The 24,345-nt window shown below is 69.3% G+C and carries 16 protein-coding genes; 7 read left to right on the top strand and 9 right to left on the bottom strand.

Going from position 1 to position 24,345, the window contains the following annotated elements; all coding sequences use genetic code 11:
- Positions 1-430: 430 nt before the first annotated feature.
- Genes HED23_RS15645 through HED23_RS15635 form a run of 3 tightly spaced genes read left to right on the top strand, consistent with a single transcriptional unit; the run spans position 431 to position 3,931 of the window.
- Complete coding sequence (locus tag HED23_RS15645; RefSeq protein ID WP_203184027.1) at positions 431-1,033, top strand: helix-turn-helix domain-containing protein; 603 nt, start codon at positions 431-433, stop codon at positions 1,031-1,033.
- A 22-nt stretch (positions 1,034-1,055) separates the two neighbouring features.
- Positions 1,056-3,218 carry a hypothetical protein gene (locus tag HED23_RS15640; protein WP_203184026.1) on the top strand — a complete coding sequence of 721 codons (2,163 nt, stop codon included), beginning with the start codon at positions 1,056-1,058 and terminating at the stop codon, positions 3,216-3,218.
- Positions 3,218-3,931, top strand: coding sequence for a helix-turn-helix domain containing protein (locus HED23_RS15635; RefSeq protein ID WP_203184025.1), 714 nt, complete (start codon positions 3,218-3,220; stop codon positions 3,929-3,931). Before HED23_RS15640 ends, HED23_RS15635 begins: the two co-directional genes overlap by 1 nt.
- A 428-nt stretch (positions 3,932-4,359) precedes the next feature.
- On the opposite strand, the gene HED23_RS36080 is transcribed toward HED23_RS15635, so the two are convergent.
- Positions 4,360-4,584: a hypothetical protein gene (locus HED23_RS36080; protein WP_203184024.1), complete on the bottom strand. Its 225-nt coding sequence runs from the start codon at positions 4,582-4,584 to the stop codon at positions 4,360-4,362.
- 400 nt (positions 4,585-4,984) lie between these two features.
- On the opposite strand from HED23_RS36080, the gene HED23_RS15625 reads away from it, so the two are divergent.
- The 4 genes from HED23_RS15625 to HED23_RS15610 all read left to right on the top strand — a co-directional run bounded on the left by HED23_RS15625 (position 4,985) and on the right by HED23_RS15610 (position 12,930).
- The gene (locus HED23_RS15625) at positions 4,985-6,139 is read left to right on the top strand and encodes an exonuclease SbcCD subunit D (RefSeq protein WP_203184023.1); all 1,155 of its coding nucleotides are present in this window, start codon (positions 4,985-4,987) and stop codon (positions 6,137-6,139) included.
- Positions 6,139-9,165 (top strand): AAA family ATPase, encoded by a 3,027-nt coding sequence (locus HED23_RS15620; RefSeq protein ID WP_203184022.1) that lies wholly within the window; start codon positions 6,139-6,141, stop codon positions 9,163-9,165. The genes HED23_RS15625 and HED23_RS15620 overlap by 1 nt, the downstream gene beginning before the upstream one ends.
- Positions 9,166-9,258: 93 nt before the next feature.
- Positions 9,259-11,526 (top strand): DEAD/DEAH box helicase, encoded by a 2,268-nt coding sequence (locus HED23_RS15615; protein ID WP_203184021.1) that lies wholly within the window; start codon positions 9,259-9,261, stop codon positions 11,524-11,526.
- 1,227 nt (positions 11,527-12,753) lie between these two features.
- Positions 12,754-12,930, top strand: coding sequence for a hypothetical protein (locus HED23_RS15610; protein ID WP_203184020.1), 177 nt, complete (start codon positions 12,754-12,756; stop codon positions 12,928-12,930).
- 632 nt (positions 12,931-13,562) lie between these two features.
- Here HED23_RS15610 and HED23_RS15605 read toward each other — a convergent pair.
- The 8 genes from HED23_RS15605 to HED23_RS15570 form a co-directional block, all read right to left on the bottom strand.
- Positions 13,563-14,435: an alpha/beta fold hydrolase gene (locus HED23_RS15605; protein WP_203184019.1), complete on the bottom strand. Its 873-nt coding sequence runs from the start codon at positions 14,433-14,435 to the stop codon at positions 13,563-13,565.
- Positions 14,436-14,513: 78 nt separating this feature from the next.
- Positions 14,514-15,902: a sporulation protein gene (locus HED23_RS15600; RefSeq protein ID WP_238441968.1), complete on the bottom strand. Its 1,389-nt coding sequence runs from the start codon at positions 15,900-15,902 to the stop codon at positions 14,514-14,516.
- A gap of 804 nt (positions 15,903-16,706) precedes the next feature.
- On the bottom strand, positions 16,707-16,832 hold the full coding sequence (locus HED23_RS36075; RefSeq protein WP_420803081.1) for a hypothetical protein: 126 nt from the start codon (positions 16,830-16,832) through the stop codon (positions 16,707-16,709).
- Positions 16,833-17,034: 202 nt separating this feature from the next.
- The gene (locus HED23_RS15590; RefSeq protein ID WP_203184018.1) at positions 17,035-18,522 is read right to left on the bottom strand and encodes an NUDIX domain-containing protein; all 1,488 of its coding nucleotides are present in this window, start codon (positions 18,520-18,522) and stop codon (positions 17,035-17,037) included.
- Between the two features lie 113 nt (positions 18,523-18,635).
- Positions 18,636-20,015, bottom strand: coding sequence for an MFS transporter (locus HED23_RS15585; protein WP_203184017.1), 1,380 nt, complete (start codon positions 20,013-20,015; stop codon positions 18,636-18,638).
- A complete protein-coding gene (locus HED23_RS15580) occupies positions 19,999-21,051 on the bottom strand; it encodes a phosphotransferase (RefSeq protein ID WP_203184016.1) in 1,053 nt (350 codons plus the stop codon). The genes HED23_RS15585 and HED23_RS15580 overlap by 17 nt, the downstream gene beginning before the upstream one ends.
- A gap of 350 nt (positions 21,052-21,401) precedes the next feature.
- Positions 21,402-23,402: an ABC transporter ATP-binding protein gene (locus tag HED23_RS15575; protein ID WP_203184015.1), complete on the bottom strand. Its 2,001-nt coding sequence runs from the start codon at positions 23,400-23,402 to the stop codon at positions 21,402-21,404.
- A gap of 611 nt (positions 23,403-24,013) precedes the next feature.
- The gene (locus HED23_RS15570) at positions 24,014-24,274 is read right to left on the bottom strand and encodes a hypothetical protein (RefSeq protein WP_203184014.1); all 261 of its coding nucleotides are present in this window, start codon (positions 24,272-24,274) and stop codon (positions 24,014-24,016) included.
- Positions 24,275-24,345 lie beyond the last annotated feature (71 nt).

The following is a 24,345-nucleotide window of genomic DNA, read 5'->3' as shown; positions in this document are numbered from 1 at the left end:
GGCTCCCTGCCAACCTCCTGCCCTCACCCCACTGGTCTTCCGACACCCAGCACCCAGTGAAGCCCTCCACCTGCACACTTGATGGTCGGCGACGCCGACGGTCCAGTCATGGCGAATTGGCGAAATGCAGCAGGCGCGTACTCGCAGCCGCAGTGCGCCGGGGCCGCCTGCTCCTGACCGTCACCCCGGGTCCGGAGGTGGTGGGGTGCCGTCCTGGAAGCCAGGGTCGGCTGGCGCTGTCCAGTGACCGGGCCGGGCGGGCACTTCCAGCCGCGCAGCGATGGACTGTACGACCCGCCGGGTCAAGGAACTTGCGGCCCCGCCCAAGGGCTACACAAACTAGAATCAGATATCTGATCAGACTTGCGCGTGTGGTGGGTGTGCCGATAGCGTCCAAGCGCGGCAACGCCCGGATCCGAGGAGGCAGGCCATGCTGCTGACCACCGGACAGGCCGCAGAAGAACTCGGCTGTGCGATTACCACATACCGTCGTCTCATCAGGGCAGGCGTACTGCCCGAACTTTCCCGGCGTGGTGTTCGCGTGATGACGCCGCTTTGGGTCGTCCAGGCACTGCAGAAACGCGCCCCTGCACTTGTGGACCGCCTGGACGCGGACCTGCTCGGGGTCCTGCGTGTCGACGCGGCACAACAAGTCCATGACGCCGACCGGCAATGGGCCGGTTACGCGGCAGACCTTGACCCCGATGACCTGCTCAAGGGCTTGAAGGGCTGGTGGCGCTGTGATGCCGCGAGCGTCGCGGCCGGGGGAGTGCTGCCGGTGACAGTGTCGGGCTACGTGGTGGCCGTCCTTACCGGCCTGGACAGGTGGGAGAAAGGCGACGGGGGACGGCACGCCTTTCCGGACGCAGTCCTGGCCGGACACATCACCGACCTGGCCACCCCTGTAAAGCACCTGACCGCACCGCAGCAAAATGACCGGGACATTGCGGATCTCCTTCTGGGTGCCCGCTTGCCCTCGCAGTCGAGCGGCGCGATCGCGTACGTCACCACTCGTAGCAGTTCCGCCAACTGACCCGCAGGCACAAGGGATCGTGATGGACGCAAAGACCTACACCGCACAGCTGGCCGAGCTGCGTGCCCTGCGCGACGACATCAAGAAGACCCAGGCCACCCTCGCCAAACTCGAGACCGACCGTGCCCGGCAGATCACCGCACTGGCCGGATACGAGAAGGCGAAGGCGGAGCGCATCGCGCCCGCAGCCGGACTCAGCCTCGCTGACGTCGTGGCGATCGCCCCGATCCTCGCCCCCGACCAGCTCACCAACGCTGCACCAACAGCCCAGACCGCCGCAGCTGTCTCACCGCCAGTGCCCGCCAGGGAGACAGCACCGCCCAGCGGGACCGGACACGGACAGACCCCGCCCCAGGCGGGCACGGCCGCCCCGGCCATGACCCGCCCCAGCCCCGAACCGGCAGCGGAACCCGAACCGCCCGCAGCCCCTTCAGCGCCGCCTTCTGAGCCGGCCCCCGGCGCAGCTGCTCCTCTCGCGGCCCATGGAGCGCAGCGCACCCTGCCTGGCATCCCAGAAGGCCCCGACGGGGACCGCTGGTTCGCCCACACGGCGAACCTGGCCTCCACGCACCCGAACTTCACCCAGCAGGCCCGCAGCACCGTCTTCTTCGACACCGAGGCCGGTGTGCTGGTCCACCGCGACCAGACGTTCCGCCTCGACCTGCCGACCGCCAGCGCCGCAGAAATCCTGAACTCCGTCTTCCACGCCCTGCCCGACGGCGTCGAGCGGATCTACATCACCGCAGGTTCCCCCTGGCACCGCCAGGCCGACCAGCACCCCTTCCTCAAGGACGCCGTCGGAGCCTGGCTGAACGCCCCCACACCCGGCTGGCGCACGGACACCGGCCGCGGCAAGGACCGCATGGCCGGCCACTTCGTCCACCCCCGCAACCCTGTCGGCCGCTACCAGCGCGAACAGGGCGAACAGCACGTCGAGATCCGCTCGGCGGGGGAGTGGTTCGACACCGAGGGCACCGAGCCCGCCGTCATCCGCGACGCGTTCGTCCTGCTGTGGACAGCCCTGCGCCGCCACTGGCCCGACGCCGTCCTGATGGGCTCACCGTCCCAGACAGGCCGGGACCTGTGGACCCGCACCATCCCCACCAAGGGCCAGTACGCCGACGGCTACCCGGTCCTGTCCGAAGAGCTGCGCAGCCTCTTCCACGCGACCGCCGGACAGGGACGCACCGAACTCCTCACCCCGCCCCGTGTCCCTGAGCAGCTCCCCGCCCTGGTCGAGTACGACCGGACCTTCGCCTATGCCAAGCACACCTGGAAAGCCGGCATCGGAACCCCCCGCCGTGTCACCGCCGCAAGGTTCGCCACCTGGTCGGAAAAGGAACAGGCCAAAGCGCTGTTCGCCTGCGGGCACTGGCACGTCCGCGTCACCGTCCCCCAGACCTGGGACCACGTCGGAATTCTCCCCGCACCCGCCCCCGGCGACCGGGCCTGGCACTACCCCGCCACCCCCGGCACCACGTTCACGACCTGGGCGGGCGGGCCCGAAATCCACACCGCTCTGTCCAACCCACGCAGCCCGTGGAAGGTCGAAATCCTCGACGGCATCCTCTTCGACGACGGCAAGCCCCTGGACGACTGGTCCAAGAAGCTCAAAGAAGCCTGGTCCTCCCTCACCGCCCAGGCCGACCTCAACGGCGATCCCGCCCAGCGCACCGCCGCACACCTCGCAGCCCGGGCGGTGCGCGCCATCCTCCTCTACGGCATCGGCGCCTTCGCCCAACGCCCCCGCACCGTCACCGGCACCACCCCCCGCACCGCAGAACGTGACGTCCCCACCGATGCCGAGATCATCGGCTTCGACGACCAGACCATCACCTGGCAACGCCCCACCGGATTCACCCGCGACCCCAACGCCCACCCCGAATGGGCCGCCCACATCTGGTCCTCCGCCAGGGCCGCCCTGCTCTCCCAGCGCCACCGCGACGACGACACCTACGCAGGAGCCCTCCACGCCCCGCCCGGCAGTGTCGTCGCCTTCCGTACCGACGCCGTCTACCTCACCCAGCCCCAGGCCTGGCCTTACCACGGACAACCGGGCGACTACCTGAACAAGGGCCACCTCACCGGCCCCCTCACCGCCCCCGCCACAGAGGACGAACTCCTGACCCTGCGCGACAAGGGCCGCGCCACACCGCAGACCACGAGCAACAACGAGGGGTCCTGATGCCGCCCCGCCGCCGACGCGCCCCCGCACCGCACCACAACGAAGCAGCCCAGCTCGCCGACCGGCTCCAGGCGGCCGGCTACACCAAACGCGACATCGCCCGCATCATCAACCGAGACCCCTCCCTCGTCTCCCAGTTCTACACAAAGAACAAAGGCGCAGCCTTCGTACCCGCCCTCACCCAGGTCCTCGCCGCGATCCGGAGCGCAGGAATCACCGACACCGCCGAACTCGCGGCCATCGCCGCCGGGCACATCACCCGCCGCACCACCGCCGCCGGCACCAGAGCCCGTGTCCGCACCAAAGCACTGCTGATCACCCCCTCCGGCACCGGCACCGGCCGTGCCGGAGCACAGGCCATCGCCTCCGGATCCGCCCGCCTGCGCCCTCTCATCGCCGAAGCCGCCCGCCAGGGCCTGCGCCTGGCCTTCACCGTGCGCCTCGCCGGGACCGGCTACGTCCACGCCTCCGGAAGCCGCACCGACTCACCCGGCATCCGCCGCGACGTCATCCAGCGCACCGACCACACCGAAGAGCGCTCCTACGGGTCCGCCGCGACCGGCGGGTTCGACGCCACGGACTTCGCCCGCCGCGTCGACCGGAGCGGTGGAGACGTCACCGCCGCCATCCACCAATGGCTCCTCGACACCGGCCGTATCCACCCCGGCGCCCACATCACCCACCTGGAGATCCGCACCTGGCGCCCACGCTGACCTCGAAGCCGGCCACCGGCCGCAGCCTGCGCACCCAACCGGGGCACGGCGAGGGCAGGCCCGGATGTGCCCTTGACCCTGAGATCACATTGAGGAGCAATACGCGGTCATGGGTTGCGCGGCGTCGTTGTTGGCAGCCTACGTGGACAAGCCGAAGACGGCGCACGGCCGCTGACGCCGGCACGAGTGAGGTCAACCATGAGCTACTGCGTCAGTTCGGACGAGATCATCCGCCTGTTCGGACTCGGGGGAACCGTCATGTTCCCCCGAGAGGCACAACAGGATCCTGCCGAGCTGTCACGCTCGATGCGCATCCTGCACGGCGTGGGCCTCCCGCACGACGACCTCGTTCCTTTCGCGCTTGGACGTAAAAATCCCGGTCAGGAATCCGTGCACCTCGGCGGGTTCCTCGCATCCACCGGGCGCCCCTACCCCGCTGAGGCGCAGAACTGGCTCGTCCCGGGCTGCTCCAACGACTCGATCCTGGCCCTGGCCCCGGCACCGAACGCATCTACGCCTTCCCGGAAGGCACTGCACGGCACCTGCTCATCCACCGCGACGCCGAGTCCCTGGTCTAGAGCCTCTGCGCGCTGCATGCCTATGCCGAGCGTGACGGGGCCGACGACGAAGAAGCTCTCGCGCAGCAGATACATGACAAGATCAAGCAGTTCGACGACACTCCCTTCGAGGATCCCGTACCGGAGTGGAACATCATCTTCGAGGAAATCTTCGAACGCTCCTGGTGAGCATTCGACGAACCAGCCCCCATCCCGCACAGACACCGCATCGGGTTCGTGAGCGATGGGCGACTACCCGATTCGCCCGGCACAGCCTCCTGCGTCCGGTAGCACTGTCCAGGGGGGCGCCCGCTCGAGATCGCGTCAGCCTGCGTGCCCCGGTGTGACTGCGAGGTCGCGGCCGGCATCCTTGACCGCCTCCCTCGCGGTGCCTGGAGGGGAACCTTTCTTCGTGTACCTGTTCAGAGTCATGACGAAGGCCGTTTATCGGGAAAGCCGTCCGTAACACCCGTCCAGATGGTTAACGTCTGCGTCTATGCGGATCTTGCACACCTCGGACTGGCATCTCGGCCGTCAACTGCATCGCGTGTCCCTTCTCGCGGAGCAGCGCGCCTTCCTCGAACATCTGCTGAGCACGGTGCGCCAGGAGCGCGTCGAGGCGGTGACCGTGGCGGGCGACGTGTTCGACCGTGCCATCCCGCCTCTGGACGCGATCGACCTGTTCAACTGGGTCCTGGAAGAACTGGCCGACCTGCAGATTCCCCTGGTCATGATCAGCGGGAACCATGACTCACCGCGCCGGCTGGGCGTCAACTCGCGGCTGATCGAGCGCGCGGGAATCCACCTGCGCACCAGCGTGCAGGACTGCGGCCGCCCCGCCGTCCTGCACGACGAACACGGACCCGTCGCCTTCTACGGACTGCCCTACCTCGAGCCCGGCCTCGTCCACACGCATCTCGGGGCCGACAAGCCCAGCCATCACGCTGTGCTCAGCGCGGCGATGGACAAGGTCCGCACCGATCTCGCGGCCCGCCCGGCCAACACCCGCTCCGTCGTCCTGGCCCACGCCTTCGTGACCGGAGCCGACACCAGCGACAGCGAGCGCGACATCACCGCCGGCGGCGTCCCCTCGGTCAGCGCCTCCGTGTTCACCGGAGTCGACTACGTGGCACTGGGACACCTGCACCGATGCCAGCAGATCAGCGAACGCATCCGCTACAGCGGATCCCCCCTGGCCTACTCATTCTCCGAAGCCGGCCACCCCAAAGCCACCTGGCTGATCGACCTGGGCGCCGGCACCGTCCTGACGGCCCGCAAGATCCCGTGCCCCGTGCCCCGCCGCCTGCGCCAGCTGACCGGCACGCTGAACAACCTCCTCACCCAGCCCGAGCACGCCGACTACGAGGACTGCTGGCTGCACATCACGCTCACCGACACCGACCGGCCCCACATGGCCATGGAACGCCTGCGAGAGCGCTTCCCCCACACGTTGAAGCTGAGCTTCTCCCACCAGCGGGACACCGACACCCAGTCCTACCGCTCCCGCGTCAACGGCCGCAGCGACCACGAGATCACCCTCGGGTTCCTCGACCACGTCACCGGCGTCCCCGCCACCGTCACGGAGCAGAACCTGCTGCAAGAAGGACTCGAAAGCGTCCGTACCGCAGCCGCCCAGCGAGAGGCCAGCTGATGTACCTCCACCACCTGACCGTCCAGGCCTTCGGACCCTTCGCCCGCACAGAATCCGTCGACTTCGACACCCTGACCAGCAACGGCCTGTTCCTCCTGCGCGGAGACACCGGCGCAGGCAAGACCAGCATCCTGGACGCCGTATGCTTCGCCCTCTACGGCACCGTGCCCGGCATCCGCCCCACCCACCGCCTGCGCAGCGACCACGCCCCCACCGGCACACGCACCCACGTCATCCTGGAGTTCACCGCCGCCGGACGCCGCCTCAGGATCACACGAAAGCCCAAGCAGACCTACCCCAGCAAACGCGCCAAAACCGGCACCGCCACCGCCGAAGCCACCGTCGAACTGCACCAGCACACCGACACCGACGGCGGCACAGGGTGGGAGCCGGTCAGCGCCAACCACCAGGACACCGCCAGAGAGATCGAAGCAGCCCTGGGACTGTCCAAAGAACAGTTCTGCCAGGTCGTCCTCCTGCCCCAGGGCGACTTCGCCACCTTCCTGCGGTCCGACGCCAAGGACCGCACCGTGCTGCTGCGCCGCCTCTTCGACACCGGACGCTTCCAGGAACTCCAGACGTGGCTCACCGACCGGAGCAAAGCCACCAAGAAGGACCTCGACGACGTCACGGCCACCCTGCACCACCTCAGCGAACGCATCCACCAGGAAGCCGGCCCCCTCCTCCACCAAGACGGCACCAGCACCGGAGAGGCCGCCCTACCCGACACCCAGGACCCCGCCGACCTCCTGCCCCGGGCCCAGCACCTGCACGCCCTCGCCGTCAACGCCCACACCGAGGCGGTGGCCGACGAGGAACGCAGCGACGCCCGACACCAGCACGCCAAGACCGAACACCAGCACACGCACGAACTCGCAGGCCGACAGACCCAGCACGCCCAAGCCCAAGCGCGCCGCACAGCACTCGACGACAAGTCCGCCCACCACCCACAACTGCGCACCGAACTCGACAACGGCCGGCGCGCCGAACGGCTGCGCCCCCTCCTGGAGGCCGTGAAGCACACCTCACGTGTCCTGGAAACGGCCACGACAGCCGAAGACCAGGCCCGCACCCAGCTGCCCGAGGAAGACCGTCGTGCTGGCGTTCCCCAGCTGCAGGCCACCCTGGAACAGCACCACGCTGAGAGGGGCCGCGTCGAAGGGCTGCTGCCCGACGAGCAGCGCCACGCACAGCTCGGTGCCCAGATCACCGAGCTCAGCACCGAGGCAGAGCAGGCGCAAGCCGACCTCGAGGAAGCCGGGCAATGGCTGGCCGTATGGCCTGACCTGGAGGCCGAACACACCAGCCTCCTGAGCGACATGACCAAAGCCGCCGACCAGGTACCGCAACACGAACAGGTCATCCAGACACTCAACGCCCACCTCAAAGCCGCACGCCTTCGCGACACGCTCACCACCGAACTCGCTTCGGCCGCACAAGCGGCAACCGACCGTGCCGCTGAAGCCCTCGAAGCCAAAACGCGGTGGCTCGACCTGCGTGAACGCCGCCTGGACGGCATGGCGGGGGAGCTGGCCGCTGAACTCGTCGACGGTGCGCCGTGCATGGTCTGCGGCTCACCCGAACACCCCAACCCGGCCCGACTCCTCCCCGACCAGCCCACACGCCAGGACGAGGAGAAGGCCCGCACTCTCTACGAACAGGCCGACACGCTGCACACGCAGGCCGGCCGCCGCCACAACGAGCTCGCCACCCAGCACGCCGAAGCAGCCGGAGCAGCAGGCCCCACTCCCAGCGACGAGCTCAAGACCCAGCTCAAAACGGCCAAGGCAGCCCACCGGGCCGCATGCGACGCCGCCGGCGCACTGCCCGCAGCCCAGGAGACCCTGACCCACCTCCGCACAGAGCACGACACCCGCACCCAGCAGCGCCAACAAGCCCAGGACCGCGTGACCGAATGCCTGGCACGCATCAAAACCCTGGCCCAGCAGCAGAGCGCTCTCGCCGACACCCTGGCCGCAGCACGCGGCACCGCCACCACCCTCGGCGAGCGCATCACCGAACTCAGCCGCACCGCCAAAAACCTGTCCGGCGCGATCGACGCCGCCCGGAAGGCAGCCGACGCAGCCTCCCGCCACCATGACGCGACGACCACCGCCACCACCACCGCCCACGACGCGGGGTTCCTGACTCTCGAGAAGGCAACCGCCGCCCTCAAAAACCCGCAGCTCCTCGACCAGTGGAGCCAGGAACTCGACCAGTGGGGCAAGGACGACGCCGTCGTCACCGACCTCCTGAAAACCCCGAACCTGCAGGAAGCCGGCCTCCAGCCCCCCGCCGACCTCCCAGCCGCCGCCAAAGTCCTGCTCGAGGCCGAAGACCGCATGAAGGAGACCGCAGCCACCCGCCAGCAGGCCGGTCACCGGGTCACCGCACTGACCGAACTGATCTCCACCCTCACAGCCCGCCTCAACGACCTGGAACCCCTGCAAGCCCGCCACGCCCTGGCCGACCGCCTGGCCGGCATCGCCTCCGCCACCACCACCGCCAACACCCTCAGCATGGAACTCGAGGCCTACGTCCTGGCCGCCCGCCTCGAAGAGATCGCCGAGGCAGCCAACATCCGGCTCCAGGCCATGACCTCGGAGCGCTACCTCCTCCAGCACACCGCCGACAAGGACGCAGGCCGCCGTGGACGCCTCAAGTCCGGCCTGGGACTGAGAATCCTCGACACCTGGACCGGCACCGAACGCGAAACCTCCACCCTCTCCGGCGGCGAAACCTTCACCGCCTCCCTCGCCCTCGCCCTCGGCCTGGCCGACGTCGTCACCCAGGAAGCCAGCGGCCGCCCCCTGGGAACCCTGTTCATCGACGAAGGCTTCGGCACCCTCGACGAACAGAACCTGCAAGAAGTCATGGACGTCCTGGACCAACTACGCGCCGGGAACCGCGCGGTGGGCATCGTCAGCCACGTCGCCGAACTCAGCCGCCGAATCCCCAGCCAGCTCAACGTGCTGAAAAACCGCAACGGCTCCACCCTCCGCCCGCTCATCAGCACCGATCTGTAACGTCAGACCCACCGCACAGAAACCCCACCGACACGCCTCGCCGCACCCGCGGCACGCAAGAAGACCACCCCACCAAAAACCGGCCAGGAGAGCATGCAGAGCGCCGCGATCGAACTCCGCCCCCACCAGAAAGAAGCCGTCACCGCCGCGGTCAAAACGCTGCGCACCCACCCGCGGGCAAGCGTGATCGCCGCCTGCGGCACCGGAAAAACCCTGATCGCCGCCCGCACCACCGCCCGCCTCGCCCCCCGCGGGCGCGTCCTCGTCCTGGTGCCGACACTGGACCTGCTCTCCCAGACGGTGCGTTCCTGGCACACCGCCGGCCACAAAGGGCCGGCGGTAGCCGTCTGCTCCGCCCGCCAGGCCATGGAACACCCCTCCGCCGGCAACCTCCCCATGACGACGAAGCCCGCCGAGCTGTCCGAACTCGCACCGCCCACCGGCCCGGTGACCGTCTACGCCACCTACGCCTCCCTGCCCACCGTCGTCGCCGCCCACCGCGACCACCACCTGCCGCCCTGGGACCTCGTCGTCGTCGACGAAGCCCACCGCACCGCAGGCCGCCTCGGCAAAGCCTGGGCCGGGATCCACCACGACGACCAGGTCCCCGCCACCCGCCGCCTGTACCTGACCGCCACCCCCCGCGTCTGGGATCCCGACACCGACCACAGCGACATCCCCGTCGCCTCCATGGACGACGAAACCCTCTTCGGCCCCGTCGCCTGGCGCCTGACCCTCTCCGACGCCATCGACCTCGGCCTCCTCGCGGACTACCAGATCCTCGTCCCCGTCATCCAGAACACCGACCTGCGCGACTGGCTCGCCACCAGTCCCGGCGCAGGCGCCGACGGACTACGCCTCGCCGGACACCAAGTCGCCGTCCTCAGAGCCATCCACGATCACCGGCTACGCCGCGTCCTGACCTTCCACCACCGCGTCCAGGACGCCCGCGCGTTCGCGACCACCCTCCCCGACACCGCAGCCGCCCTCCCCGCAGACCTGCAGCCCGAGGGCCTGTGGTCCCAGTGGATCAGCGGCACCCACCCGCCCCGCACCCGCCGGCGCATCCTCCTCGACTTCGCCACCCACACCCACCCCGAACAACCCGCCGTCCTGTCCAACGCCCGCGTCCTGGGCGAAGGCATCGACGTCCCCGCCATCGACGCCGTCGTCTTCGCCGACCCCAAGAACAGCCCCGTCGACACCGTCCAAGCCGTCGGCCGCGCACTGCGCCAAACCCCCGGCGCCGGCAAAAAAGCCACCCTCATCGTCCCCGTCTACCTCACCCCCGACGAAGACCCCGACGACCTCCTCGGCGCCGACGCCTACACCCCCCTGTGGCGCACCGTCCAAGCCCTGCGCGCCCACGACGAACGCCTCACCGCACGCCTCGCGGACCCCCGCACCCACCGCCCCACCCTCGGGTCCGAAGACCCGTGCGCCTGGCTCCACTTCGAACGCCCCACCCAGCAAGAAGAAGTCGCCCTCGCCCTCACCCTGCGCGTCCTCAACCCCAAAAGCGCCGAATGGCGCCGCGGCCTCACCGCCGCCCGCCGCTACCACCGCACCCACCACCACCTCGACGCCCCCCAGACCCACGAAGACCCCGACGGCTACCCGCTGGGCCGCTGGCTCACCTGGCAACGCCACCTCCACACCACCGGCGCCCTCGACCCCGCACGCACCCACGCCCTCGAACGCCTCGGCATCATCTGGAACCCCCAACAGCACGCCTTCGAACGCGGCCTCGCCCACGCCACCGCCTACGCCGCCGTGCACGGCCACCTCGCCGCCCCCGTCGACCACCACCAGGACGGCTACGCCCTCGGCCGCTGGCTCGCCACCCAACGCAAACGCGCCGACGCCCTCACCCCCGCCAGAGCCCAGGCCCTCCATGACCTCGACCCGTACTGGAACCCGCCCTGGCCCCTGACCTGGCACCGCGCCTACCACGCCGCCCGCAGACACCACAACGCTGGCAACCATCTGACCGACGTGCCCCGGAACTACATCACCGATGACGGACACCGCCTGGGGGAGTGGCTCCACCACCAGCGCCTGCACCCCGAACGCCTGCACCCCACCCAGCAACAGCTCCTGGCCGGCCTCAGCCTGACCCAGAACACCGGACCGTCCCCTAAGAAACGCAAACCGCCCGCCCGCAAGCCAGACCAGGGCCTGGCCGCCGCCTGCGCCTTCCACCAGCGGGAGGGCCACCTCGAGGTTCCCCAGCGCCACGTCGAACACCTCGACGGAGAACCCGTACGACTCGGACAGTGGATCAGCAACACCCGCCGCCGCAAGGAACGCCTGCCCACCGACCGGATCCACGCACTCGACGCTCTCGACATGCGCTGGTAGACGCACCTTGCCGGCAGAGCGGGATGCCGTTCAGATCCGTCGGCCGGCTCTCGCCGCAACCGTTGAACGTCCCGTGATGTGTGCACGGCAGTCCCAGGTGACAACCGAGGCGGGACCTTTGAGGTCCGCCAGACCTCAGCGCGAAGTACACAAGCCAGGCAATCGAAGGCACCGCTGCGCCCCCACGTCTGGGATTGCAAGGTGCTACGACGCCGAACTCATGGATTTCCGCCACGGGGCGCCCTCGTCCTTACAGGCCCCTAACCCCTGGTGGGCACCCCTCGGGCGCCCGCCTGGGGCTCATCCACGGTTCGAGGATCCGCCAGTCTTCCTGCTGCGCCTCCCGCAGGCGCCGACCTCAATTGTCCGCCGCGAGCCGGGCCGCGATCCGCGATTCGTCGAGTCGCTCCTGGCCGGGGTAGCGGGCGGTTGACGCAGATCGGCGGCCGCAGCAGATAGGCCACCACCGAGGAGTCCAGCCCGCCGGAGAGTAAGAGAGCGAAGTCGCAGGAGGGGCCCCTGAGCGGGACCTGCTCGGCCAGGACGACGGAGAACTTCGCCAGAGCCTCGCGCAGGTCCCGGTGAACGGCTGCCGGTCGGCAAGGCGCCAGTAGACATGCTGGTCCAGTGAGCCGGGGCGATGTCGAAGGACAGCAGGGGCGCGTGGGCCAGTAGCCGGATGCCCTGGAAGGGGGTGTCGACGCCCACAGGCGACTCGATCGCCATCACCTGGGGCCGTAGAGCCGGTCTCGGAGGCCCCGGTAAACCTCACTGGGAGGCACGAACTTATCAAGATCAGGCCGGGCCGCACGGCAGGTGAGTATGGTGTTGCGCGTCAGCGGGACCGCGTTCCTACGCCGACGGACAGCTGGCCGGGGGACTTTACGTGCATGAGGTAGCCATCGAACGACAACGACAATTCGTCGTGAGCCGTTTGCGAGGCACTCGTGCGTGACTATCTCCTCGTCCTGTGCGTGACGGCTGCCGCAACATACCTGCTGACAGGACCGGTACGAAAGTTCGCCATCTTCCAGATGGCCGCACCGCGTGACGCTTTCGCCACCCTCTTCACGGCAGTCGCCACTGCCACGCTCCGTGGCCCGGTCGTCGCCACGCACTCACGTTACGACCGTGCCACAGGGTTCTGGCACCTCCGCGCCGAACGCCGCCCCGGCATAGGCCACTCCGGCATCGGCATCGCACCTGCTCCACTCTTCAACGCAACGCTTGCTCCCCGCCAACCGCCGCTATCCTCACCACGCCCTGAACCACCGCTTCGTCAACCTCGACGCCAGCGAACACTTCGTGCGGGGCCGCAGACTCAATCCGGCAGGAGCACACTCCGACCATCTACGGCCGGAGTCCGCTCACCTGCTGCTCAGCCGCGCCGAGCACTCCCGCTAAGCTCGGTGCGGGACCGGAAGGCACGGCGGGGCGTGGTAGGCACCGTAAACAGCAGCGTGTTCGTACACGACCTCCGTCAGGCCGCGGTAGACGTGTCCCTGCCCGATCAGCTCTTAGCGGGTAAGACCAGCGCGGTCCAGGGCGACGTACCTGGTCCCGTGGGACCGGAATAGCGGATGACCGCCCGCCGCCCCGCCCGGGGACGCGCACAGCCTCGGTCACGCACAGCAGGCCTACACCGGCGGCGAGGTGCTCCGCAGCGTCAGCGTCATCGTGTGGGTGGTCTCCGAGCTGATGGACTGGCTCGCCGCCCGCCCCTGGGTCCTGCCACTTGTGCTGCTGACGGTGGGAGCCGGAGCTTTCCCAATGCGGTGCCGAAGATGAGACTGCGGACCTCATCGCGGCAGCACGCCAGGCGCAGCCGAAGCACGCACAATGGCGCCGGGGCCAGCCCGTGGGGCTGCGACAGGTCGGGCTGAACACCACCTGCCAGGGACAGTATCCGCGACCCGCTCGCGGTCAGCGAGCCTGCCAGGCAGTAGATCCACAGCATCACGCGGAAAGGCTTCAGGACGCTGGCGGGCGAGCCCGCCAGGTTGGATGCTCGGCGGTGACACGCAGGGCAGCATGCGCTAGCCGATTGAGCACCAGAAGGCCACGAGGGCCATGGCGGTTTCCACGGGGCGCTCTACCTGGGGCGAATGGCGGCCGCCTGCGATCACGGATCGGCGGGCGCCGAGGCGTGCAGCCATTTCATCCTGCCAGGGCACCGGCCATGCGTAGTCGTGGGTTCCAGACAGGACGTGGACGGGGAGGCCAGAGGTGGTCAGCTCGTTCACCCGGTCAGGCTCAGTAAGCAGTTGACGCCCAGTTGTCGTCAGCTGCTGCGGCACTGTTGACAGCCAGCGCCGGCGCAGGAACTCCACGCTACTTGCAGGCAATTCGTCGTAGCCTGCGGCCTTCCACAGCCTGAGCCACGTCGCCTCAATACCAAGGACGGGCAGCGCCTCGAGGAGGAGCCTGATGCGTACTTGCTGTTCGTGGCAGATCGAGGCCGGCCCGGACGCGAGAAGCGACAAAGATGCCCAGGGGCACGATGACGGCGCAGCATGGAGGACAGCCGCCCGGGCGATCAGCCCTCCGAGGGAGTGGCCGAGAAGATGCACAGGCGGGCTTCCAGCAGGCGCGGTGAGCACAGCCGTTTGCGCGACGACATCGGCTGCCAGCTTCTCCTGCGTATAGGCCTCTTCCTCCCGTGGCCCGCCACTTTCGAACTGCCCTTTCCCGTCAACTGCTACAGCTCGGAACCCGGCCGAAGCCAGCGGCGCGAGCAACGGCAGAAAGTCCTCCTTGCTGCCGTTGAAACCAGGGAGCAGCAGCACCGTGCCCCGGTGAAAGATGCCCTGCGGAGGTGCACAGTCCAGGACTGCGAAAGCACCGCGACTCGTGCTCATGCTGTACGCACGGCAGTTGTGCGCAAGGGTCAAGCTCACAGGACGACTCATGCGCGGAGCGTACGACGCGAAGCCCTCGCAGCCCAAACAACGTCAAACCACTTCATACCGCACCCCTGGGCATGTCCTTCAAGCAGCCGTCGTCAAGCTACGCCCCAGCGTCCGCACGTCCTCGAGGTACGAGACAACCGCCGGCTCCCGCTGCCAACGCTGCAGGGACCTGGCGTAGAGGCCGAGATAATCGACTCCACGTACGGACTGCAGACGCGAGAACAGGCCCAAGGACTCCCGGCCCAGGCGCAGACTCTGATCGAGGTCACCACGCTGCGCGTGCGCAGAAGCGAGCATGGACAGTCGGATACCGCGGGAACGGGCGAACGCATCGCCGGGCATCGAGCCCTGTGCCTGCCAGGTGAACACCGCCCGTGGGTTACCCAGGTCGCGGAAGAGCTCGACAGCGTCCGTGACGATCCGCTGCCGAGTGAAGAAGTCAATCCAGGCCAGCTCGGAGCCGCCGCTGCCAGCATCACCGGCATGCTCCTGCAGCCGCTCCGACAGCGCAAGGCAGTCGGCGGCTGCACGGGCGTCGCCGGCTCGAGCATGAGCCCGCGCCTCGATGAGCTTGGCAAAGCCTCGCACCCGTGGATCAGCTCCCGGAACCCTCTCGTGCGCGCCCTGCGCCATGTCGATCGCCTGCGAGGAAAAACCACGCATCAGAGCCTGCATGGCCATGGTGGTCAGGATGTACGCCCCCAGGTCCTCGTTGCCACCAGCACGGGCCAGCCGCAGAGCCTGGATGTAGTGCCGCTGAGCAGCCTGGTGTTCACCCGCATCGAACGCCGTCCAGCCCGCGAGGCGTGCCATCTCCGCAGTCACGGAGAAGAGCTCACTACCGATGGCAGCGGAGTAGCGCCCGCGCAGAAGCGGTGCGACGCGCTCGTCAAGGTACGAGGTGATCGACCGTGACTTCATGGCCGCGCCGCCGAACCGAGAGTCCCAGCGACGTGCCGACTCGGCGACCTCCCGCAGCTCTTCGATGTGCGTACGCCCGACGGTGAGGCGACCGCCAGGCGCGAGCAGAGACTCGGCGGCGGGCTGCGCGACCAAGCCGGAGGCCGCCGGCTCAGTGGGGCTGACCAGCCACCGAGTGACAGGATCGGAGAACGCCGAGGCGGCGAAGGGGGCGGCGGCTAGAAAATTCCGTCGGTTCAAGGCATTCCAATACGTCGACATCTCACTGAGCGCCTCCCGCTGCTCGCGAGGAAAGCGCAGCCCGGCACCGAGGTCCTCGCCTCCAGCCCGCCCGGATCCTCCGAACCCTTGCATGCCAGTGTCCGCGAGGCCGACCGGCCTGCCGAGCTGCTCTGCGAGAACCACACAAATGAGGTCCGGCACAGGCCACCGTGGGCGCATGCCGCGGCGGCACCAGTTGGCGACGGACGTATGCGTGTAATCACTCTGGATGCCGCGCTCGGCACACAGCTGGTTGAGTCGGTAGGCAAAGCCTTTGCGGCTCATTCCGGATTCCCCGATGAGCCCTTCCAGACGTACGTTCTCCGGCCGATTAGCCGTCCTGCCCCCGGTTTCTGTTGCTCTCGTCGTCAACGGACAACCTCCCCCCGTCCGCCGGCCGACCCTCTCAGTGGATGACACAGCGACAACTCCAGCGTAGAGCAAAAGAGTTGATTTGAGCGTGCTCTGCAATCCGTGAGCCTCCCCATGAGCCCTGTACGAGAGGGTGACGGTCTTGGTCTTCTGATGTGAAGAAACCTATGGGAGGAGGATCGGGTCATGGCGGAAACGGAATCCGAACATGGAGTACGTCTACGTACGGACCGCACGAAGACCAGGGACCACCGACGAACGGCACGAGGTGTACGCAGCTTCGCCCGCCGTCCCGCAGCACTCCTCGTGGCCTTCGCTCCCATGGTCGTGGAATTGCCAGTGCCGAATAGCGTGGCTGTGGGGACGTTGGCACTCTTGGGGGTGCTTACGCTGTGGGGACTAGACGAGCCGGCACAGCGTGATTGCACCGAAGCCTCCGAAGGAACCAACGCTCCCACCACTCGCCCGCTACCTCACCTTCCTGATGGCGTGCGGCGTGAAGAGGGCGGAGCCATGGCAGTGCCTGTGGCGGCATCTCAAGATTCTCGAACGCCGTAAGCGGACAAGTACCTGACCGCAAGTCAGCTGTAGGTAAGGGGCGTTAGGCCTCCAAAAGAGAGGATCATCGCCATGCCTGCCTTCTCCGCGGCTGCCCCGCCGACGGCCAGGACGAGGTTTTCGCCTCCGTGATGCCAGAACTTCCACTCTGGGCCGAGGTCACCGGGGCCGGTAATGGTGGACCTTCAGCGGATAGACCTGCTGCGACCCGGGCGGCACGCAGCTGCTTCGAGTTACGAGGAGCCGTGGGTTGTCGACGCGCAGGGTGCCGGCCCCGACCAGGATCGCGTCTGCGCTCGCCCGTACTGCGTCGACTCGGTCGAAGTCTTCGCGCTTGGAGAGGATCCTTCCTCCTCAAGCCGGGCGACCATCTCCGCCCGCGCGGCGGCCGGATCCGCTTCCGCATTTGTCGGTGTGGCTCCGCCGACCGGGCCTGCGATCAGCTTTGGTGCCTGATCACCGGCGGTGGGACAGGTATCCAGAGTGCTCATCGCTCGCCCCAGCCCTCCTCGCAGTACCGGCGCCCTTGAAGGATCCCGTCGATTGCCATGCGGGTGTACGGCACAACCTCGGCCGGAAGGCCCTGCGGCTTCCACCACCGCCACTCCACGCACCGGTCGGGTTCCAGAACCTCCGGGTTGCCAGTCCAGGAGCGAGCCTGGAAGACGAGCGCGATCCTCGGCCGGGCGTCGGGGGAGTCGACGTGGTGCACCGTGTGGACGAGGTCGACGTCCTCGGGCGCGATGATCAGGCCCGCTTCCTCCTTTGCTTCCCGAACCAGACAGTCGATCGCCGTTTCCCGCTCGCAGTGACCGGCCAGGAAGTGCCAGGTGTCCGGCGCGAAGGCGGACTCCGGGTGGCGCAGGCCGAGGAGGATCCGCCCCTGGTCGTCCTGGAGATGGAGGTGCACGCCGACGATGTGCAGCTCGGTCCCCGGCGGCGCCTCGTCGGCCGGCGGGCCAGCACCGTCCGGCAGTTCCTTCGCCGCGGGATGCTCGGCCGCGTGGCGCCGGATCAGCTCACCGAGCCCGGGGCTCAGGCGCAGCCGGTCGAGCATGTCCACGGTGCACCACGTCAGCAGGACACCTTCGCGGAGGTCCACCGTCTCGGTGTCACCGCTCCAGTGCCCGGCGTAGACACGGATGGGCACGGCCAGGCCGTCGACGCTCGTCGCCTCCTGGACGGCGAACGGCATCAGGCCTATGGGTTCCAGGCCAGGAGTTTCCTCGGCGAGCTCGCGCCGCAGTGTCGTCTCGAGGCTGGCATCCTCCCGTGACCGTTTGCCTCCCACGAGGGCCAGAACCCAGGGCTCCCACATGCCCTCACGGTCATCGCGCAGATGAAGGAGATACCGGCCGGCTCCGTCGTGGATCAGGGCGCTGGCGCTCACGGGCTCCGGGCGCCCATCCAGGCCATGCAGCTCGGCAGTCAGCAGCTTGGCCCGCAGCGTGGGGGAGCGCACGTCGGCGTACGGGAGCCACTGCGCGCCGGCGACTTCCTCGTCCTGCAGAGCGAGCGCGGGCGGTTGCTCAGCGGTGAGGTAGAACGCGAAACGGACATCGAAGTGCTGGTGAGCGGCCTCGCCCTCGGCCGGGTTGGCGTCGATGTCATGGACGTCCACGTCGATCGGCTCGTCGAGGAACTGCGGAGTCAGGCACAGGTCGCCGGGGCGCAGCCCTGCCTCTTCGCACACCTCGCGGACGGCCGTGGCCAGGAGCGTACGGTCACCCGCCTCGACATGGCCGCCTGGGGCGAGAAACAGTCCCGTGGCCCGGTGGCCGATGTGGAGCACCCGCCGGCCGCGGTCGATGACCACCGCGCTGCAGGTGACGTGACCGGGCAGGGTGGCGCGGCTGGACGGCTCCGCGGCGCCGTCGAGGACAGGCAGCAGCCCTTCCAGGGCCTCCCGTTCCCCGGCATACCGACTGAGATAGGTCCCGATGGTCGCGCGGATGTGGGAGCGGGAAGGCGGCATGTGATCACCTCGGGACGTCGGGGACGGGATGCGGGTGCTGGACAGGAGGCGCGCCCCTGGCGGCGGGCCCTCAGATGAGGGCTTCGGGTTAGGGGCCGTGTCCGGGGTCGTGCTCACGGGCCACCTTCCGAAGAGGGGTCGTGCCGCACATCCACGGCGACTGCAGGATCGGGGACGATCGGCCTCGACGGCGTCGGAGCTGTGACGGCCCCGGCTGAAGGAGAAGCCATGCCGGGTGAGCTGGGCATGTCCAGCAGGCTGCGCAGCGGGGAGCGGTAGAGGACCACGAGGGGGACGACGAGGAGGCAGGTACCGGCACCCAGGGTGGGGCGCACGCCGATCCACGTGCCGAGACCACCGGCGAGGAGCGCGGCCACCGGCCGTGCACCGGAGGTGAGCCAGGTACTCACGGCCTGCATCCGAGCCTGCATGCCGTCGGCGGTGACGACCTGGCGAATGGTGCGCTGGGTCGTCCCCGCGGCCCCGGCGCAAGCTAGCTGAAGGAACAGGGCGGCGCCGATGGCGAACTGCCAGACCAGGCCCGAGGAGGCGAGGAGCAGAGGGACCTGGGTGAGCGGAGTGATCGCGAGCGCGGCGAGCATCATCGGCCCGGGCCCGTAGCGCGCCGCGAGCGACGGTGCGGCCAGTGCACCCGCCGCCGCGCCCAGCGCCCCGAGTCCCAGGACCACACCGAACGCGGTCGCGCTCATCGCGAGGGACCGGAGCAGGTACAGCGCCCACAAAGTATTGAGGAGCGCCAGGGCGAACGACGTCGTGGCGTTGACAAGGGTCAGAGTGCGCAGCCGGTGGTCGCCGTTCACATAGCGCAGGCCCTCACCGATCTCGGTGTGCAGCCGACGGCCCTCCGCTGCCGACCGGGGGCTTTCGGGAGCCTGGATGCGGGCGGTGCACCAGGCGCTGACGAGGTAGGACAGGACGTCCCCGAGAAGCGCCCGGGCCGGGCCGAGGAGCGCAGTCAGGGCGGCGCCGAGGTTGCTGCCCGCAGTGGCGGCGACGGCGAACAGCCCGCCGATGCGGCTGTTGCTCCGCTGGAGCAGGGACCGGTCGACCAGGCTGGGCAGGAGACTGATCGCGGCGGCATCGTGCAGCACCCCCGCCGCACCCTGCACGGCCGCGACCACCATGAGCTGGGTCAAGGACAGCCGGTCCAGCGCGGCCGCCACTGGCACACTGGCCAGCGCGGCGGCGCTGACCAGGTCGCCGGCGATCATCTGCTTCCGCTTGGAGTGGCGGTCGGCGAGGGCCCCGGCGTGCAACGCCATCAGTGCGGGCGGCAGTTGGCCCAGGAACGTCAGCCAGGCAACCTCGGCGGTGGTCGCGCCCAGTTCGAGCACCGCCAGCACGGGGATCACCATGGTGCTGATCGAGCTGCCGGTCACGCTGACCGCCTGCCCGCTCAGGTAACGGCGAAAGTCGCGGTGCCGCCACAGCGACGGCCGGGTGCCGGAGGAAGAGTCAGCGGAGGAGGTCATGGAGCACCACCTCCTCGGCTTCCACCAGCCGCTCGCACAGCCCGGCCATAGCCGCTTGCCGGTTGGGGCTGCACGCCGCGAGTTCGGGAGTCACGGCGGCCGGGTCGTCGACGGCCCCGCACAGGGGATACACCGAGCACACCAGGTACCCGGCGGCAAGGCGGGGTACGTCGAGGAGTTCTTTGGCCGGCAGCGCCGGGTCGGCTGCCCGATAGGCAGCGACAGCTGCACCCAGGCCGGTCGGCCACTGCGGCTCTGCCAGAACGGTGCGCGGGTCCAGGATGATCCGCCCCAGCTCCCAGACGGGGCTGCGGTGACCGGGCGGCCGGAAGTCGACCAATGCCGCGACCCGCTGTCCGCGAAGAAGCAGATTGGACGAGGCCAGATCGCCGCGGACGGTCTGCACCGTCATGGACGTCCACAGCCCTTTGATCATGGCGGTCACGGCGGTCACGGCGGGCAGCGCGTCGAGCCGCCGGGCGGCCGTATCGCGCGCCCAGGCAGGAAACCCAGAGGCGGGCGGCTTCTTGGCGAAGAGGACGAGCAGCCGGTCAAGGCGCTGCCGCGCCCGTTTCACATCGCAGACTTCCCGTGCGGGCACGCGGCGCGGAGGCCCGGCCGGGTGCTGGGCCAGGATGCGGTGCAGGCGTCCGACAGTCTCGCCCACCGCGGCCCACCGATCGCCGGACAGACCGCCCTCCGCTGTCTCCATGTTCTCGAAGCACGCCGCGACCGGCACCGCCATGCCGCCGGCGGCCGCGATAAGGCCGCCACCCTCCAGGGCCTGCCGCACCACCGGCACCAGCAGGCCGCCGAGCCGCGCGAACTGGCAGAGCTCGAGCGCCCGGCGCTCCTCGTCCAGATCGGTGCTCGCCAGGTAGGCCTTCACGAACCACCGGCCGCCGTCACTGTCCCGGGCCACGTAGTTGCGGGTCGCGGTTCCCGCAGGACCTTCGCCGACCGCGGTGGGGATGAGCCAGTAGAACAGCGTCAGGATCCCCGCCACAACCATCACGTCCGACTCGCCGCCATTCATTGCCGCACCCCCGACCGGCCGGCAGGGTTCAGCAGCTGACGCAGTGCTCAGGCATCCGCCTGCAGCTGCTCCTCCTCCTGCCGTCCGAGATCGAGCGCCTCGAAGCGCAGTGGGCCGCCCGGAGCCCGGTCCGTTCCGGCTTCGCGTCGCGGAACGCAGACCTGGCCGCTGCGCCCCCAGGCAGGCGTTGCTGACCTCTCCGCGCCGGACAAGGAGGCCCCAGCCGATGTCGTCGGCGGTGAAGTCGTTCATGCGCATCGGGCAGTCGGTGCCGTAGCGGTGGCCGGTGAAGTTCTCCGGCCAGGCGCCGGACAGCGCGGGCGCGGGACGAGGGTGCGCGTGGTCGGGCATCACGCCGTCTCCCCGGCCCTGGCGCGGTACCCGGCGGCCTGGAGGGTGAACATGGCGGCGTATTCGCCGCCGATGCTCATCAGCTCCTGGTGGGTGCCGCTCTCGGTGACACGGCCGCCGTCGAAGACGAAGATGCGGTCGCAGGCGACGACGCTCGCCAGGCGGTGGGAGATCAGCACCGTGATCTGATCCGGGCGCGGGGTGTCCCGCAGGACCGCCTCGTACACGGCGTGCTCGGCGCGTGGGTCCATGCTGGCGGTCGGTTCGTCCAGCAGCAGGACGGGAGCGTTCTTGTACAGGCCGCGGGCGACGGCGACCTTCGCCCACTGGCCGGCGGACAGCTCCTGGCCGCCGCGGAAACGCTTGGACAGCAGCGCATCCCACCGGCCGGGCAGTCCGGCGATGACCTGCTCGGCGCCGGAGGCCCGCGCCGCGTCCAGGGCCCGCTGCGGGTCGGCCTCGGTGAGGGTGCCCCGGGAGACCGTCAGGTTGGCCAGCGCGCTGAAAGGAAACCGCACCGGGTCCTGGAGCACGCAGCCCACCCGGGCCTGCAGCGACTCGGCATCCATGTCCAGCACGTTCACGCCGTCCCAGCAGACCGTGCCCCCGTCCTGGGGCTCGTACAGCCCGGCGAGCAGCCGCGCGCAGGTGGACTTGCCGGAGCCGTTGACGCCGACGAACGCCACCGTCTGACCCGCGCGCAGCGTCATGGAGATGCCGTTCAGCGCCGGGGCGTCCTTGCCCGGGTAGGTGAAGGACACGTCGTCCAGCGTGATGGCCTTCACCGTCTCGGGGGCGGGCAGCCCACTGCGGCGTGGCTGGAGGGTGCGGCAGCGTTCCTGGAAAGCGAGCAGGTCGTCCACCCACATGGCGTGCTCGTAGACGAGATGGGAGACATCGACGAGCCGGGTCAGCGAGGACTGCGCGGCCTGGATGGCGAGGACCGCCCCCGCCCCGGCGGCCAGGGGCAGCCACCCTGCGATCAGCATCGCGCCGAGCGCCGTGTAGGTGATGCCGGTGCCGATCCCGCCTACCGCCCGGCCCGCCAGGGCCAGCCTGGCCGAACTCACACCCAGCCGGGTGTCCTCCTCGGCGATCCGTGTCGTCAGCCCGTAGTGCTCCTCCAACAGCGCGCCCTGAGCCGTGTCCGAGCGAAGCTCGGCGGCGGCATCCCTCTCCAGCAGCAGCCAGGAGAAGACCCGAACCCTGCGCTGCAGGGTGTTCCACCGCTTGAAGGAGTGGAAGCGGGCCCGGGCACTACGAACGGCCGCCGCGCCGACCGGCAGCACCGACAGCAGGAGCAGCGGCAGCAGGGCCGGGTGCAGGACGCCCAGGACGCCGGCGGTGCCCACGAGCCCGAGCAGCGCCGCGGCCAGGGAGACGACCTGGCCGACGATCTGCCGGGCGTAGAACAAGCCGCGGTCGTTGGCCCGGTAGGCCTCGTCGTGCCAGTCCGCGTCGTCGACGACCTCCAGCCGCACATGGGCGGTCAGGGTGAGGAACTCGCACTCCAGCGCGGTGCGGATCTTCGGTGTCACCCTGGCCTGCGCAACGGCGACGCCGGCTTCCAGCAGCGCCCGAGCGGCAAGGAAGCCGACGACGACCAGCAGTTGGGGGATTGCCGCGCGCACCCGGTCCGGGGTCGGCCCTTCGGCGAACAGCTCCCGCAGCACCGCCACCGAAGCCATGAGCCCGAACGCCATCATCGCGGCTGACGCCAGCTGCAGGACCACCACCGCGACGGTCGAGGTCCGGTCTGCGTTCCAGGCCAGTTGGCCGATCTGGCGCACGATCCGCGGAAGCCGCGCGAGGATCTGCCCCACGGTGGCCTTGGACGCCGCGCCGTCGTACACGGACCAGTACGCCTCCTCCAGGCCGTCGGCGATGTCACCGTCCTGCGGCCCGCCCGGTACTGCGGCGGGCGGCAGCGGAAGTTCCGCACCGCGCGGGCCGGGCACCGCACCCTGACGCATGCCGTCTGCGTCACTGCCGCTGCTCATGCCCCCCACCTATCCAGGCGTGCTGAGCGGGGCGCGTAGGTGTCGCACTGCTGCGGTCCGCAGGTCGGGGAGATGAGCGGGGACCGCCACCGCTGTTCGAATCCGGGGCAATGAAGGGGAAGGGGCTCAGTGTTCATGGTGTTCCTCCGTCTGGGCGGCCGGTGGGCACTGGTGCTCTAAGAACGCGCCGGATCCGGGGTCGTAACGGCCTCGGACTGGCGAATCTCTCGAACCCGAGTGCGAGATTGGCTCTAGGGCAAGAGCCGCCTGCCTGGTCACTTTTGAACTCACACGTTCGAGTGGTGGGCGAGGTGCGATACCCGATCAGGGGCTTGCGCCGTTCGTCCGAAGGACCGGGGGCAGGAGTGGGACGGCTGGGGAGGACTTCGACGAGGCAGGTGCGCGTGGCCGGGGATACGCCGGTGGCATGGAGGATGCCGTCGTGCCGGTCACCGTAGCTTCCCAGCGGACAGTGCACCGGCCGTAGGCGTAGTAGTTCTACAGCGGCAGGCCGAGACCGTGGCCGATCTCGCCGAGATGCGCGATGGCCAGGCTGATGCCTTCCGTGCTGCCGCGGGTGAAGAAGATGTCGGACGGGTGCAGCCTCATGTTCAGGTGCTGCCGAGGAGTTCGGCCATCACCGCCCGGGCGCCCGCCCCGCTCCGGTCGGCGTGCGCGGAGAGGCTTCCGCCGCAGGCGAAGAGGTCGAGCATGGTGGAGAGGTAGCGGGCGGGGTCCGTGGAAGGCGGGAAGTGGTTGCAGCCCTCCCCGAGCTCGATGGCCGTCTCGACGTCCGGGGCGGCGCCGTCGCGGAGGGCTCCGAAGGCGGTGAGGCAGCCAGCCCGCGCCGGAGCCGAGAGGGCGTCGTACACGGTGGCTCCAATGTGCGATGGACCGGGACGCTGCCGGGCTGCCGCCGTGCGGACGTCAGCGAGGCGGATCG

This window comes from Streptomyces pratensis (assembly GCF_016804005.1).
Lineage (GTDB): Bacteria > Actinomycetota > Actinomycetes > Streptomycetales > Streptomycetaceae > Streptomyces > Streptomyces pratensis_A.
This window is presented reverse-complemented; position numbering and strand designations above follow the sequence as displayed.

Bases quoted from the DNA above. Each gene is read 5' to 3' on its own strand.
- HED23_RS15605 (WP_203184019.1), bottom strand. From the start codon at position 14,435: ATGAGTCGTCCTGTGAGCTTGACCCTTGCGCACAACTGCCGTGCGTAC.
- HED23_RS15625 (WP_203184023.1), top strand. From the start codon at position 4,985: ATGCGGATCTTGCACACCTCGGACTGGCATCTCGGCCGTCAACTGCAT.
- HED23_RS36080 (WP_203184024.1), bottom strand. From the start codon at position 4,584: ATGTATCTGCTGCGCGAGAGCTTCTTCGTCGTCGGCCCCGTCACGCTC.
- HED23_RS15615 (WP_203184021.1), top strand. From the start codon at position 9,259: ATGCAGAGCGCCGCGATCGAACTCCGCCCCCACCAGAAAGAAGCCGTC.
- HED23_RS15590 (WP_203184018.1), bottom strand. From the start codon at position 18,522: ATGCCGCCTTCCCGCTCCCACATCCGCGCGACCATCGGGACCTATCTC.
- HED23_RS15635 (WP_203184025.1), top strand. From the start codon at position 3,218: ATGCCGCCCCGCCGCCGACGCGCCCCCGCACCGCACCACAACGAAGCA.
- HED23_RS15645 (WP_203184027.1), top strand. From the start codon at position 431: ATGCTGCTGACCACCGGACAGGCCGCAGAAGAACTCGGCTGTGCGATT.
- HED23_RS15640 (WP_203184026.1), top strand. From the start codon at position 1,056: ATGGACGCAAAGACCTACACCGCACAGCTGGCCGAGCTGCGTGCCCTG.
- HED23_RS15575 (WP_203184015.1), bottom strand. From the start codon at position 23,402: ATGAGCAGCGGCAGTGACGCAGACGGCATGCGTCAGGGTGCGGTGCCC.
- HED23_RS15585 (WP_203184017.1), bottom strand. From the start codon at position 20,015: ATGACCTCCTCCGCTGACTCTTCCTCCGGCACCCGGCCGTCGCTGTGG.
- HED23_RS15620 (WP_203184022.1), top strand. From the start codon at position 6,139: ATGTACCTCCACCACCTGACCGTCCAGGCCTTCGGACCCTTCGCCCGC.
- HED23_RS15600 (WP_238441968.1), bottom strand. From the start codon at position 15,902: ATGAGCCGCAAAGGCTTTGCCTACCGACTCAACCAGCTGTGTGCCGAG.
- HED23_RS15580 (WP_203184016.1), bottom strand. From the start codon at position 21,051: ATGAATGGCGGCGAGTCGGACGTGATGGTTGTGGCGGGGATCCTGACG.